This window comes from Paraburkholderia sp. USG1, from assembly GCF_031570135.1.
Taxonomy (GTDB): domain Bacteria; phylum Pseudomonadota; class Gammaproteobacteria; order Burkholderiales; family Burkholderiaceae; genus Paraburkholderia; species Paraburkholderia dioscoreae.
This window is the reverse complement of record NZ_JAMWXW010000053.1, coordinates 1-12,262: the sequence shown is the minus strand read 5'-3', so window position 1 is coordinate 12,262 and position 12,262 is coordinate 1. Positions and strand designations below refer to the sequence as shown.

At 61.1% G+C, this 12,262-nt stretch carries 15 protein-coding genes; 4 read left to right on the top strand and 11 right to left on the bottom strand.

Features of this window, described 5'->3' with window-relative positions; genetic code table 11:
• Window position 1 precedes the first annotated feature (1 nt).
• The 10 genes from NE850_RS38185 to NE850_RS38140 all read right to left on the bottom strand — a co-directional run bounded on the left by NE850_RS38185 (window position 2) and on the right by NE850_RS38140 (window position 7,956).
• Window positions 2–1,174 (bottom strand): DUF6094 domain-containing protein, encoded by a 1,173-nt coding sequence (locus tag NE850_RS38185; RefSeq protein WP_310700278.1) that lies wholly within the window; start codon window positions 1,172–1,174, stop codon window positions 2–4.
• Window positions 1,175–1,192: 18 nt separating this feature from the next.
• On the bottom strand, window positions 1,193–1,762 hold the full coding sequence (locus NE850_RS38180; protein WP_310700277.1) for a DUF3275 family protein: 570 nt from the start codon (window positions 1,760–1,762) through the stop codon (window positions 1,193–1,195).
• Window positions 1,763–2,029: 267 nt separating this feature from the next.
• Entirely contained in the window at window positions 2,030–2,566 is a 537-nt protein-coding gene (locus NE850_RS38175) for a hypothetical protein (protein WP_310700275.1), read from the bottom strand.
• A gap of 106 nt (window positions 2,567–2,672) precedes the next feature.
• Entirely contained in the window at window positions 2,673–3,092 is a 420-nt protein-coding gene (locus NE850_RS38170) for an antirestriction protein (protein ID WP_310700274.1), read from the bottom strand.
• Between the two features lie 149 nt (window positions 3,093–3,241).
• Window positions 3,242–3,457: a hypothetical protein gene (locus NE850_RS38165; RefSeq protein ID WP_310700273.1), complete on the bottom strand. Its 216-nt coding sequence runs from the start codon at window positions 3,455–3,457 to the stop codon at window positions 3,242–3,244.
• A gap of 149 nt (window positions 3,458–3,606) precedes the next feature.
• Window positions 3,607–4,317, bottom strand: a complete 711-nt coding sequence (locus tag NE850_RS38160) for a hypothetical protein (protein ID WP_310700272.1) — start codon at window positions 4,315–4,317, stop codon at window positions 3,607–3,609.
• A gap of 50 nt (window positions 4,318–4,367) precedes the next feature.
• Complete coding sequence (locus NE850_RS38155) at window positions 4,368–5,201, bottom strand: DUF6878 family protein (protein WP_310700271.1); 834 nt, start codon at window positions 5,199–5,201, stop codon at window positions 4,368–4,370.
• A gap of 78 nt (window positions 5,202–5,279) precedes the next feature.
• A complete protein-coding gene (locus NE850_RS38150; RefSeq protein ID WP_310700270.1) occupies window positions 5,280–5,747 on the bottom strand; it encodes a hypothetical protein in 468 nt (155 codons plus the stop codon).
• Window positions 5,748–6,296: 549 nt separating this feature from the next.
• Window positions 6,297–6,959, bottom strand: a complete 663-nt coding sequence (locus tag NE850_RS38145) for a DUF3577 domain-containing protein (RefSeq protein WP_310700268.1) — start codon at window positions 6,957–6,959, stop codon at window positions 6,297–6,299.
• 553 nt (window positions 6,960–7,512) lie between these two features.
• On the bottom strand, window positions 7,513–7,956 hold the full coding sequence (locus tag NE850_RS38140) for a helix-turn-helix domain-containing protein (protein ID WP_310700267.1): 444 nt from the start codon (window positions 7,954–7,956) through the stop codon (window positions 7,513–7,515).
• Window positions 7,957–8,298: 342 nt separating this feature from the next.
• Here NE850_RS38140 and NE850_RS38135 point away from each other — a divergent pair, with 342 nt between their 5' ends.
• The 3 genes from NE850_RS38135 to NE850_RS38125 all read left to right on the top strand — a co-directional run bounded on the left by NE850_RS38135 (window position 8,299) and on the right by NE850_RS38125 (window position 10,483).
• The gene (locus tag NE850_RS38135) at window positions 8,299–8,715 is read left to right on the top strand and encodes an ACT domain-containing protein (protein ID WP_310700266.1); all 417 of its coding nucleotides are present in this window, start codon (window positions 8,299–8,301) and stop codon (window positions 8,713–8,715) included.
• Window positions 8,716–9,138: 423 nt separating this feature from the next.
• Window positions 9,139–9,564, top strand: coding sequence for a DUF6088 family protein (locus tag NE850_RS38130; RefSeq protein WP_310700265.1), 426 nt, complete (start codon window positions 9,139–9,141; stop codon window positions 9,562–9,564).
• Entirely contained in the window at window positions 9,527–10,483 is a 957-nt protein-coding gene (locus NE850_RS38125; RefSeq protein ID WP_310700264.1) for a nucleotidyl transferase AbiEii/AbiGii toxin family protein, read from the top strand. Before NE850_RS38130 ends, NE850_RS38125 begins: the two co-directional genes overlap by 38 nt.
• A gap of 68 nt (window positions 10,484–10,551) precedes the next feature.
• Here NE850_RS38125 and NE850_RS38120 read toward each other — a convergent pair whose 3' ends face one another.
• On the bottom strand, window positions 10,552–11,430 hold the full coding sequence (locus tag NE850_RS38120) for an EamA family transporter (RefSeq protein WP_310700263.1): 879 nt from the start codon (window positions 11,428–11,430) through the stop codon (window positions 10,552–10,554).
• Between the two features lie 93 nt (window positions 11,431–11,523).
• On the opposite strand from NE850_RS38120, the gene NE850_RS38115 reads away from it, so the two are divergent.
• Complete coding sequence (locus NE850_RS38115; protein ID WP_310700262.1) at window positions 11,524–11,991, top strand: Lrp/AsnC family transcriptional regulator; 468 nt, start codon at window positions 11,524–11,526, stop codon at window positions 11,989–11,991.
• Window positions 11,992–12,262 lie beyond the last annotated feature (271 nt).

Here is a 12,262-nt window from a genome sequence, read left to right as displayed (position 1 = left end):
GCTAGCTGATCGTCACGATGCGGCCCAGATTCGGGCCGGGGGTGAAATCGATCCCGGCGATGGTCGGCACGAACCGGTCGCGCATCAGGATCGTGGTGCGGATGTCGCCCTTGTCGGTTTCCTCGATCTGCACTTCCTGCTCCTTGCGCTTGATCGTGTCCCCGCGGATGAGCAGACGCGTACCGTCCTGCCCGGTGACGACGCCGGAGATCTGACCGGCAGCCAGCGCGAGGGCAAGATGCCAGTCCGAGAGGTCGCGCAGTGGCCTGCGTGGAGCAACGGATTCCGATGCAAACATTGATGCGAACTGAGGCCAGAGCGTGGCGTGCTCAAGCCGTTCTACTTCCTGCTCGAGTTGCGGGGCGTCGATTCGGGTAGCAACGAATGCACTTTCGCCTGTCCCGCTCGGGATGGCGTAGGGCCGGGCCGACCAGAACTGCGGAAGCTCGGGCGGCAGTTCGTCGCCTGTGATCTGCGCGAGCCGGGCCGCGACAGTCGCGTCAATGCCGTCCGTGCGGCGCTTGATACCGAACAGGACGAGCTGTTTGAACGTCTGGTCGGGGGCGAGAAACACCTCGACGTGCGAGAAGTTGCGCGAGACCATCGTTGCAAACTCGCGGTCAATCACGTAGTGCGGCACGATCAGGACCAGCACGCCGCCGAAGGCGAGCCACGGAACGGTCTTCTGGTAGAAGACCTTTTCGAGCCGGTTGAACTGCCGCTCACCCGTGTGTGCCTTGTCGGAAACGACATCGCCGTAGGGCGGATTGAGAAAGAGCAGTCCCATGCTGCGGGCGGTGATGAACATGTCGTGCACATCGGCATGCGCCACCGTATCGAGCACGCTTTTCGCGTGCCATGCGCGCTCGAGGTCGTACTCGACGCCGTATGCCCGCACACTAGTGGGCGACGCCTCGTGGCAACAGAGCGCCGCTTTCAGGTCGTGCAGTGCGGCACCTTCGCCGCAGCACGGATCGAGAAGCCGCGCAGGTTTGTCGGGTTCTGCCAGCGCAAGGGCAGGGACGATCCGTTCGAGTGTCACGGCATCGGTTGGGAAGTATCCGTTTTTCACGAAATTTCTCGCGAGACGGGGGAAGATCAGGGCCATGGTTGAGGGCCTCCTCAGAAGGGACACACAGAAAGGACGCGGGGATGTACGCAACAGCGCGCACATCCGCGGTGATGGCGTGGTTCAGGACCTGAACCACGTCTGGGTGGATGCCTGGAACGTATAGCCATAGGCGTCGAGCTCGTCGCGCTGACGACGCAGCACGCTGCGCTCGACGGTCGAATCGAGCCGGACCGGTTCTCCTGCCAGGATGGCATCGGCCAGCTCCGCGCCGAAGAGATCGGGCAGACGAAGCTCGTCAGCGCTTTCCGTTTCCGGCTCCGTGGCGGCGTTTGCTTCGGGCAGTGCGTCGGCGGTTGCTGCAACGGCTGCCACCCGACGCTCTTCATCGGCCGGATCCGGTTCGATCGAAGGAGGCGCGGCGTCGGGGCTGCCGAGTGGTTCGTCGTTATCGAGCTGTACGTCGGCGAGGCGGGCGCGGATTTCGACGGTGACCTTGCCGTACCAGACGTAGCTGTGCGGATAGATCCTGTCGATCAGGAACGTACCGGTGTACGCACCCGGTTCGAACTGTTCGAGCATCTTGTCCTTGACCTTGAAGTCGCCGACGGATGTTGTCAGTTCACCGACCTGGAATGGACCGTTGCTGCCTTTGATGGTGCGCACGTCGAGCGTGCCAGGGATCGTGATCATGATGCCTCCACGGGAAGAGGCAGGTCCTGTCCCTGACGGGCACGATGACCCGCCGGTTGGGAATGTGAGAAGTTCCGGATGTCCGATGCCGGACGTGCAGCCGCGCAGACGAAGACGCCGGAAATGGCTGCAAGGGAGTCGCGCTACGTGGCGACGGGCGGGTCTGCATCCGGCAGACCGACGGGGAAAACGATCCCGAAGCACCGCCATTCGGCTAGTGCTTCGGGATGCGCCAGGCCCCGTGGCCTGGCGCATCCGCAGTGGGTATCAGTTCGGTGCTGAGGCCAGGGGCCCGGAGGCCGGGTACTGGTCAACGATGTACCGTAGCATCCGCGGCGGTAAGGCATAGCGGTTGCCATTGCACTCCATGATCCAGGTCCGTCCACGTTTGCCGACGACGACGGCTTGGGTGATGGACAGGCCGCCGAACGTGAGTGTGTCGCCGATGGCGACTGCGCGCCTACGTGCGGCATGCCAGGCCCGGACCTGCTCCCGCCACGCGGGAGCCGCAGGTGGCACCATGTCGAGATAGGCGAGGGGGCAGGAGTAATAGAACGGTTCCATTTCCTCGCACAGATCCTTGTAGCCCCATCCCGCACAGCTCCGGTCGTATGCCATCAGATCGCAGCCGATGTAGCGGAAGGGAACGTCATCCGGGCGGTGGATCTCCCATACCGTCCAAAGCACATTGCCACTCGCGCAATGACGCAGACAATGCCGCGTGGTGCCGTCGTGTTCTTCATCGCGGGTCAGGCGTTCGATCAGTTGCGAACGGGCCTGCCCATGTCCAAAAAGCCATCCCATGATGTCCTCGCTTGGGTCAGCCGGGACACGGTTCTCCACACGGGAGCGTGGTGTCCCGCCGGGAGCGCGCCGAAGAAACGGCGCAGGTTGAAGGCAGTCCAGGCTGTCAATCGATGGCGGCGTAGATCGCACCCGCTTCGGCATGCTGATCCGCAAACGCGAGCAGACGGTCATAGAGTTGTGCAAAGCGCGGATTTTCCGTCGACCATGCCATCGCGTTCAGTGCAAACAGGCAGGCGACGATACCGGCAGCGTCCGCGCTCATCTCGCCGGACCAGCCGTTGCCATCACAACTGATGGACAGCGGACCGTCGAGACGCGGCGCCATGTAGAACGCGTCGTTCGAAAGTTCGAAGTAGTCCCAGAATCCACCGCAGTAGCTTTCGCAGAGCGATTCCATGGCGGTGTAGACCGTGATCTCGGCCCGGATCATGTGCTGCCCAAAGTAGCGCGGCAGCATATCCATGCGTGCGCTCTCGTCGACCGGTGTCGCAGAAATCCGTTGGGTATCGGTGTTGTGATTCATTGCATCCTCCAAAAAAATGCGGAGGACGGCTGACCCAGCTGGGGAGGCGCATTCCCCGCGTGGGTTGAGTAACGTTGATGCCGGTCGTGCAGACGGGCGTGCGACAGGATGGATTGGATGCCGACGGATTCGAAGCTTGACCAACGAGGTCAGGTGCCTTCCTCATCGTCGGTCAGCCTGGACCACTCTTCAGCTAGGTCTGTGATGGTCTCGGGTGGGTCATCGGCGATTTCCCCGGTCTCGATGCTGACAAGGCAGTGTCCTTCGCCGGGGATCGAGCCCGGGTCGTATTCCATACGGAAGCCGTATTCCGCGAGCTGGCGCTGAATCTCGTCGCGGCGCTCTGGCCCGGTTGTGTTTGCCATGACATCCTCCAGGTAGTGGCGCGGAGAATGCTGCTCTTAGGCGGGGAGCAAACACTTCCGCTGGGTTGAAAAGAACGTTCGGTACCACGCAGCCCATGCCGGGGGCAGGACCCGCGGCGTGTGCGAACTCTTCTGTCATTGGAAGGCAATCAACGCCGCACGCGTTGATTGCCTTCGCTGAAAATTACTGCGCCGTCGCGCACGTGTTCAAGCAACGGCCACCACCACGGTTCCTGTTCGAGCACACGATGCTGATCGCGCAACCCGTCGTTGGCGGAGAGGTGGACCTCGATACAGCGCTCGCACGCGAGCATCTCCTGAATCAGCGTGCGCTCACAGCGTCGGCTACGGAAAACGAGAATGTTCAGGTGCGACAGATCCAATGCGTATGGCACACCAGATTCGAAGAGCGCGTGGTATTCGTCCCAGTCCGAAATGAGGAAGACGTTGTCGCGTGTTGGGTAGTGCCCCTCGATGCCGGCCGGGCAGCCGAATACATCAGAGGCCCGGCGGGCATTGTCGAAGAGTGCTGCCAGTGAGCAGCGGTCACGCCGTCCCGCGTGAGCCACATACCCGTGCGCATCGAGCGCGCGGTTTGTGGAGGCCAGTGCGCTCCAGTAGCGATCAGCGGAATTCCAGTCGCACCAGTCGTACAGATACCGCTCGGTGAGCACGCGGACGTTTGCGTGAAGACGAAAGCGGGTTCGGGGAAATTGATGGCGCAGGTCCTGAGCAAGTTCTGGCGTCAGGACACCGCGGTTTTGAGGGCAGAGCTGAATGTGATCGGACTTCAGCGTACCCAGCAACGGTTCGCGCGGCGGCCTGTGGATTGCTTCCGCCACGGCATCCTCGAAGCCCACGCCAGGCCATGCGGCCAGTGATATGTTGGCCGATCGAAGAGGGGGTTGGTTCATGACCAATCTCCCCCGGGCGCGTCGTTACTGCGGGTGCCGAAGGTGTACGAGCTTTTTACGATATCGGTGAAGTTATCGCAATGCTCGAGGCTTGCGGTGGCGTCGGCGTGAACAGTGAAAATGCCGTTACCACCGCCGTCGTTTTCCCAGCCGCTATGACCGGAAAGTTCTATCACGTCGTAAAGCAGGTTCTCGATGGCGTCGTTGAACGGGCGCTCCTCGATGTCCGGCATCGATTCTCCGTCGGTGGTGGAGGATGCGGAAGAGTCGTAGTCGAGGTTGGGTATCGCAACCGAGGCGGGTGGTGTTCCCGGCGCATCTGGCCATTGCAGCGTGATCGTCTCGACTCCACCGGAATCGCCGTATCCGTTGTATTCGACGGTAACGGAAAGGGCGCCAACAGAGCGCAGCGTAGTGCCAACAGCAATGAGCGCGGCGGCGAGCTCGCTGTCCGTGCCGAATTCGTGCGTGGACTCGTTCGAGTTCTCGACGTTGTCGTAGTGCTCAAGAGTGGCGGTGCCATCCGGAAGGAGCGTAAATGTGCCGCCGCCGCCTTCGTTGTTTTCCCAGCCGTCGTGACCGGCGACGGTGACAGCGTCCCAGACGAGGTTTTCGAACCTGGCGTCGAAGTCGGGGCAATCTAGGCTGTTTGAGTTAATTGACCTGGGTTCAGTTGTGTCTGCGCTCCCGGCCGGATTGGCTGGGCACTGGATCGCGATTTCGAAATGGTCTCCCGAGTCACCGTAGCCGGCATATTCCGCAGTGGCGGATACTGCGCCGGTAACTCGCAGGACTGTCGAGAGCTGGGCAAGAGAGGGATTGAGGTCCATGAGAAACTCCCGGTAAATAGCGGGAGCCTTCCGCGGGAAGGTTCCCGCGAAGGTGAGTGTGTCAGCCAGGTGGTGTGCCTAGCAGATGCGGAAACCTCCGCAGTCATGCAGGAACGCCGCGAACTCGCGTACGTTCTCCACGCTGAACGGATAGTTCGTTTCGAAGTTGGGCTGGCTTCCCGTGCCGCTGCAACCGTTGCAGGGCAGTTCGCCCGGACCAATGGCGGGCGGCGTTGCCCGCTTGCCCGTTGCGCCGCAGATGTCACACGGCGTTAGCGGCAGGGAGGCGAGGTATTCCTGGCGGGCCTGTTCGTAGGCTGCCGTGTGTCCCTCCCTGATCGCGGAATCGAGGCGTGCGGCCAGTGCGACGGAAGCCCGGTGGCCGAGCCCCCAGCCATCGTTGGAGTGACCCGGATTGCCCTTGGCGATGATGTCGGGTGCGATCAGCCCGCAGTATTGCCAGAGCGGGTGCCACCACCAGACGTTGTTGCGGAAATATCGACCCGTTTCGGAAACGGGTGAGCGGCCAATGACGTCCATACCCATGGTCATGCTCCTGCGCAGAGGCTGTGGGCGACCAGGTATGTCCGTGCCGGATGTGGAACTACAGGTTGCAGGATGGACATCGGATGCTCCTTGAAGAAAAAAGGGGCATCCGGGCCCGTCGGGCGCGCGAACGCCCCAACGGGGAAGAAAGTGATTCCGGACCGGGTACCTTGATGGCACCGGGACAGCCGTGCAGACGAAGGCACCGGAAGCAGCTGTGGGCTATCGCCGTGACGTGGCGATGGTCGAGCCTGCAACTGGCAGGCTGGCAGTGAAAGACTCATGCGTCATTGGCCATCAGGCGAATCACGCATAACGCCTGGCAGTGGGTGAACTGCCAGGCCCATGTCCGCGCTCAGGACAATCGGTCCGTCGCAAACGGCACGGCGCAACAGGGCCGCCGTGGACCCAGCTGATGATGGGCGGAATCGACACCGGTTTTCCGCAGCGATCGGGTCATCGCTGTGGAAAGCCGGCGCGATGGCCGGGCGTGAGAGCGGAGTCCCCGCGCGAAGCGGGGAATAGCGACGATGAGGGGACGATGGCCGTTTACCGGTCGCTGGCTGCGGGCCGGCGGACGGTTCCGCTGCTATTACGACGCAGTGGCGGGTAGCGGTTCGTACGCGGTGCACCATGTCCGGTTTCCGAAATGTCTTCACTGGACTGGACGGTCTCATGACGGTTTTCCGGCGCTTCGGTCCCGGAAACGCCGCGCTCTTCGGGTTGTTCCGATGTTGCCGGTTCGCGGTTGACGGTTTCAGGTGAGGCATCGGCGTCGGCTTCGGTGTCTTCGCCTTCGTCGCGATATACCTCCTCGCCATCGACCTTGATCCAGAAGAGCTTGAGCAGACGGCCCTTGAGAACCGCGCCGGTTTCACCCGCGCGGTTGCCGGTCCGCTCGAACGTCCGGATGTAGTGGTCGCCAGAGCGGAAAGCGACGAGGACTTTTGTGTCCGGATCGTTGGCGTCGTCCATGACCGACCGGACTGCCTCCTTTGCCTTTTCACCCGAGACGATCAGATCGAGGGGCAGGTAGACGATGCCATTTTCGACGTTGGGGTCGCCATGAAATGCCGAAATGGCGCATGCGAGGAAGGGTTTGGCCTTGCTGCGGCCATTGCTTTTGGCCGTAACGTCGCGGACACGGGAAAGATACCCGAGGCCACGAAGGTGAAGATCAAAATACTTGCGGGGTTCGACAGGCTGATTCATGGCGATTCTCCAGAACGAAAAAAGGGGAATCGCCAGTGCCCGTGTCGGGGAATGGTGATTCCCCAGACAGGCAAGAGAGGAAGCTTCCGGTCAGTGAGACCTGCGGTGGTCCAGACAGCGGGACGAAGCGTAACCGCAAAAGGTGTCGCACGAGCGACGGTACGGCAAACGGTACTGGATACGCTCCAGCAGGCGACTTCAATCGCAAATCATAGCCGGAGAGATCGAAAAATCAAGATCTTTTACCCTGCATTTTCTTCGTAGTTCTTACCAATATCACCAGACGAGAGTTGATCTCACGATGGATCACGACGTCATGGAGGTTCGTCAAAATCCTGCGCAGGAGACGGGTGCAATAAGGGGAGGTGAGCCCAGCCGCTCTCCTGGACCGGCGGAGGTCCAGGTTGTTGTCTGCTGACTTCCTTATGGTGTTTGCGGATAGGAGCCGCGGCCCTAGAGTTGTCACGTGGGATTGCGTACCCGCTAACTGGTGAAGGGGTGTGACTGACGTTAAAAACAGAACCCGGGACAACGCAGACGGCTGGCGAAGGAGTCAGGGATGCTGCTTGCGCGAGCGACGTTTGAGCGCAGGGCGCCCATTTATTGCAAGAACGATGGCTTCATCCATCAGCCGTTCCAGTGCATCCTGCTGTATCGGACTGAGTCCGGAGAGCTTCTGATGGATGCGCACGGCCCGATCAGCGGGACCCGTGCCGGCTTCCCCGAGAAAGTCCGAGAGACGGCATTCAAGAATGCCGGCGAGTTGTGCCAGGCGCTCGATGCTGGGTGAGGTGACGCCGCGCTCGATGTGCGAGAGCGACGCCTGGGCAAGGCCGGCGGCTTCAGACAATTGTTCCTGGGTCAGACCGAGCGCCTTGCGCCGGCGGGCGATGGCCTTGCCTATCGCCCTGATGAGATGTTCCTGCTCGTCTTGCTGCCTTGTCACCGCTGCTCCCGCCCTCAAATGCGCCAAGTGTGCGGTGACGGCTGAAAGCAAAGAAGGACTTGAAAACTAAAAATATGTGTAATACGTTATGTTCGTGACTGGTTCGGGTGCCTTGCCGCGACCTGGCAACCACGGGTGGTCGTGCTGGCATTTCGATGGACTGAAGCGCTGGCCCGAGGCCCTTTGCCGTTCAATGTTTCGGATATCCGATGTCGTCTCTGGCAGGCGCTCCCGGGCACAACTGGCTTGCGGTCCGCCGGGGCTGGACTTTCGCAACATCATTTGTTCACTGGATTCGGTCACAATAGTTCCATATATGAGGTTGGGTACGGCTGGCAACGACGCGAGCCGGTACAACCGCCCGATTTCCCCTCTTCTTACCCAGGGAGCACAGTGAGCCAACCAGTTTCGAACCTTGAGCAGTTGCTTGCGTCCATGCAGCCCGAACTGAACGATGGGACCTGGGTCTTCTCCACCATCGAGCCCGATACCGGGATTTCGCACCTGGCTCCCGTGGCCACGTTCCGGGAGCGCGAGGGGTTAACCGTCATCATCGATGAGCCGACGGCGCTGCGCGAAGGACTGCCCGTGCTCTTCCGGGCGGCCTGGATCACGTTGACCGTGCACTCTGATCTGCAGGCGGTCGGACTGACTGCTGCGGTGGCCGGGGCGCTGACCCGGGCCAGCATCAGTTGCAATGTCGTTGCCGCGGTATTTCACGATCACATCTTTGTGCCGGTTGAGCGCGCCGCCGATGCGCTTGCGCAGCTTGCTGGCCTCCAGGCGCAGGCCAGCCAGGGGGCGGGCTGAGGATATCGGCGCTCAAAATCGTGGCTCGTCCAGCCTGATGATCTTGCCGATCCGGGGTCGTCCAGTCATCTGGCGCGGACAAAGCGCAGGCCCTGCTGCGATTCGGCTGGAGGATGTCACCGCCCGTGTGGAGAAAGCTGTCCAATCGTTCCTGACGTAAACGGAACGTGTACAGGCAGAAATTCTGGGCGGAGGATGGGGCGCCCGGTGTACCGTATGTTTTATTGGGGTTGAATGTCGGGTCTGATCTCGCGGGCCTAGTTGGGTTCTCGCAGAGCGGCTGAGTCCCGGCAGCCGCAGCGTAAAGGAACCTGGGCATAGCGCGATGGTATACTATTCAATGATCGGTGTTTGCTTGACATTTTCCATTTTAATCATATATTTGGCATGGAAATTTGGCAGACTTGGTGATTGGAGCTAGTCGTGTACCTGGAAAACAAGCTGAAGATATCAATTGCCAGACAGGCAACGGATGTGTTCCTGCGGACGGACTTTGCGCGTTTCGGGAGCGAAGCGCAGGTTGGCCGCGCGCTGCGCAAACTCGTGGATGACGGCGTGATCGTGAAGCTTGGCGTCGGGGTATACGCAAAAGCAAAGCGAAGCGCCCTGTCGGGCATGCCCATCCCGGTTCAGCCCGTGGAGATCCTTGCCGAGCAGGCGCTCACCAGGATGGGAGTGAAGATTTATCCTTCGAGGCAGGCGCAACGGTACAACTCCGGCAAGACGACCCAGGTGCCGGCTGGTGGCGTGATCAATACGGGCAATCGCCGCATTGTCCGGAAACTGGGTTTTGGAAAGAAAACCGTACAGTATGAAAACAATCCCGGGCGCGCAGAAGGAGCTCATTGACGCGCTTGTGGCAGAGGGGCAGGCCGGAAACCTCTCTGCGGCTGTCCTTGAGAAGGACGTTCACGTTACCGATGCGTTGCATGCCCTGTCCAGGCTGCAGCATCCGCACGTGCAGTTCGTGTTCTGTGGCGGAACGAGTCTGTCGAAGGCGTATGGCCTGATTGAGCGCATGTCCGAAGATGTGGACCTGAAGGTGGTGCTGGATGAAGGGCATGGGCTGTCGAAAAGTGCCCAGAGAATCCACCTTGGCAAACTGAAGGAAGCCGTCATTGACTCGATGGGCGCATTGGGTTTCGTCATCGTAGAGGACGAGAAGCGCGCTTTGAACGAAAACCGCTACTTCGCATCAGGCTGGCTTTACGAAACTCGGTACGCTGCTCACGGCAGCTTGCGGCCGCATCTGAGTCTCGAGTTCACGGTACGTTCCCCGCGCTTTGAGACGAGGCAAAAAACAATCGGGTATCTGGCCGACCAGCTCGCTGGACGGCAGGGGGACGTCTTCGCGATGACCTGTATCGCAATCGAGGAGACCCTGGCCGAAAAGGTGTTGTCCTTCCTGCGCCGGCATGCCGAGCATCGCGCCGGTCTACGGGATAAATGGGACAGTGCCCTGGTTCGTCACATCTACGATACCTATTGCATTGTCCAATCCGACCCGTCGCTGGTTGAGCGTGCTGCACTTCATTTCAGGGATCTGGTCGATTTCGACCGTGCGGAATTTCCGGTTCACAAGGGGTTCGTCGAAGATCCGAAGCAATGCATGACGGCGGCATTAACGGCTGCGGAAGCCGAAGAGCAGACACGCCAGGAATATGACGACGTGCTGGTGCCGCTGATCTACGGATCCACCAAGCCGACATTTGCGGAAGCGTTTGCAGTGTTCCGGACAACGGCCATGACCCTTCTCGCAACGCTGTGACCCGATCCGGCGGCAAAGCCTGCGACTGGCGTGACTGGCCAGATCACGTCCGGGGCGAGGCCTCGCGTTCAGGCAGCCTCGCGTGTCCGATGCAACGCCACACCGGCAATGACGATTGCAATTCCCGCCGTCTCCGATGGCGTCGGAAGCTGGTGCAACACGACAACGCCGATGAGAGCAGCGGTCGCCGGCAAGAGCGAGAGCATCAACGCGAAGCTTGCGCACGGAAGTCGCGCCATGGCGAGCTGATCGCAGACATAGGGAACGACCGACGAGCACACGCCCACGGCAACGGCGGCACCGAGCAGTGTAATGGACGCAAAGGCAGGAGCCGCGTCATCGAATCCCACCGGCAGCGCGACCACGGCCGCCACGCTCATCGCCAGCGCGAGCAGGTCGATGCCGCTGGCCGTTCTGCTCGATGCGATCCGGTGTCCGAGGACGACGTACAACACGAAAAGCGCACAGTTTGCGAACGCGAACGCATAGCCAGGCAGATCGCTGACAATGTGTACCCGCGTCAGCAATGCTACGCCAGCCAGCGCGAGCGTAAGCGCCAGGACGTTACGCGAAGTGCGGGTTCCCCAGGCAGCGACGCCCACCGGACCGAGAAATTCGATTGCGGCGACCGTACCGAGCGGTAGACGCGCGAGCGCCAGATAGAACACGATGTTCATGGTCGCCAGGACGACGCCGAGCGACACTACCACGAGGCGTTCCGGCGCGCCGATGCGCGGGATGATGCGCCAGGGTCGGCGCCACGCGGCGAACACGATGGCTGCGCTGACGATGCGCAGCCAGGCCACGCCGGCTGGCGCGATATGGGTGAACAGCAGAACTGCGCCGGCCGGTCCCAGGTAGTGAAAGATCGCACTCGCCACGAAAAAAAGCTGGGGTGGAACGAAACGCGACAGATTGCGCGGCGGGTCGGCTCTGATATCGTTCATGCGTGCAGGTTCGCATGCGATGCGACACCAGTCCATACCACATTGAAAGATGGCGATAGGATCTGCCTTCAAATCGAAGGAGAAAAGCGCGATATGCTTTCCCAGCTCCTGACCGACGCGCGCAACGTCGAGTTGCTGAAGCTCCTGCTTGCCGATCCGCGGATGTCGGTTTCGGAGCTCGCGCGCCGGCTCCACGTATCCGCACCGACCGTCCGTGAACGCCTGGTGAGGCTCGAAGAGCGCGGCGTGATACGCCGGTTCGTCGTCGAACTCGATCCAGAGGCGCTTGGGCTGCCGGTCACGGTGTTCATCCGGATCAGGCCGATGTCGGGGCAACTGGGCAGGATCATCGAACTCGCCCAAGCCCTGCCGCAGGTGAGCGAGTGTCATCGCATCACGGGCGAAGACTGCTTCATTCTGAAGGCGCATCTGGCAAAGCTGGAGCGGCTGGACGAACTGCTCGACCGTTTTCTCGCGTACGGGCAGACGACAACGTCGATCGTGCAGTCATCACCTGTGCCTGCTCGTGGCTTGCCTCTACCCGACGGGCGTGTGCGGTGAAGATCTCCACGTGCACGATTGCGTCGCGGCGGATTTGCGTCTTGCACGCACCTTCAATCGGGAATTCGGATTCTTATGGTTGGTTTCTGCTCGTGCGGCGCAGCAACCGCTGTGTGGGGCGATGAATGATCCGAGGGCGCCGAACGGCCGAGGCCGTGTAAAAACGCGTGTGATCACCTAGACTGAATCAACCTGCTGAACGAGAGGCGCAGATGGGGCGATTTGTCGAGGGTGCGCAACGCAGTCAGACCACACTATTGCCAGAGTGTCT

Bases quoted from the DNA above. Each gene is read 5' to 3' on its own strand.
- NE850_RS38185 (WP_310700278.1), bottom strand. From the start codon at position 1,174: ATGTGCGCGCTGTTGCGTACATCCCCGCGTCCTTTCTGTGTGTCCCTT.
- NE850_RS38120 (WP_310700263.1), bottom strand. From the start codon at position 11,430: ATGAACGATATCAGAGCCGACCCGCCGCGCAATCTGTCGCGTTTCGTT.
- NE850_RS38180 (WP_310700277.1), bottom strand. From the start codon at position 1,762: ATGATCACGATCCCTGGCACGCTCGACGTGCGCACCATCAAAGGCAGC.
- NE850_RS38115 (WP_310700262.1), top strand. From the start codon at position 11,524: ATGCTTTCCCAGCTCCTGACCGACGCGCGCAACGTCGAGTTGCTGAAG.
- NE850_RS38125 (WP_310700264.1), top strand. From the start codon at position 9,527: ATGAAAACAATCCCGGGCGCGCAGAAGGAGCTCATTGACGCGCTTGTG.
- NE850_RS38175 (WP_310700275.1), bottom strand. From the start codon at position 2,566: ATGGGATGGCTTTTTGGACATGGGCAGGCCCGTTCGCAACTGATCGAA.
- NE850_RS38145 (WP_310700268.1), bottom strand. From the start codon at position 6,959: ATGAATCAGCCTGTCGAACCCCGCAAGTATTTTGATCTTCACCTTCGT.
- NE850_RS38150 (WP_310700270.1), bottom strand. From the start codon at position 5,747: ATGGGTATGGACGTCATTGGCCGCTCACCCGTTTCCGAAACGGGTCGA.
- NE850_RS38155 (WP_310700271.1), bottom strand. From the start codon at position 5,201: ATGGACCTCAATCCCTCTCTTGCCCAGCTCTCGACAGTCCTGCGAGTT.
- NE850_RS38165 (WP_310700273.1), bottom strand. From the start codon at position 3,457: ATGGCAAACACAACCGGGCCAGAGCGCCGCGACGAGATTCAGCGCCAG.
- NE850_RS38170 (WP_310700274.1), bottom strand. From the start codon at position 3,092: ATGAATCACAACACCGATACCCAACGGATTTCTGCGACACCGGTCGAC.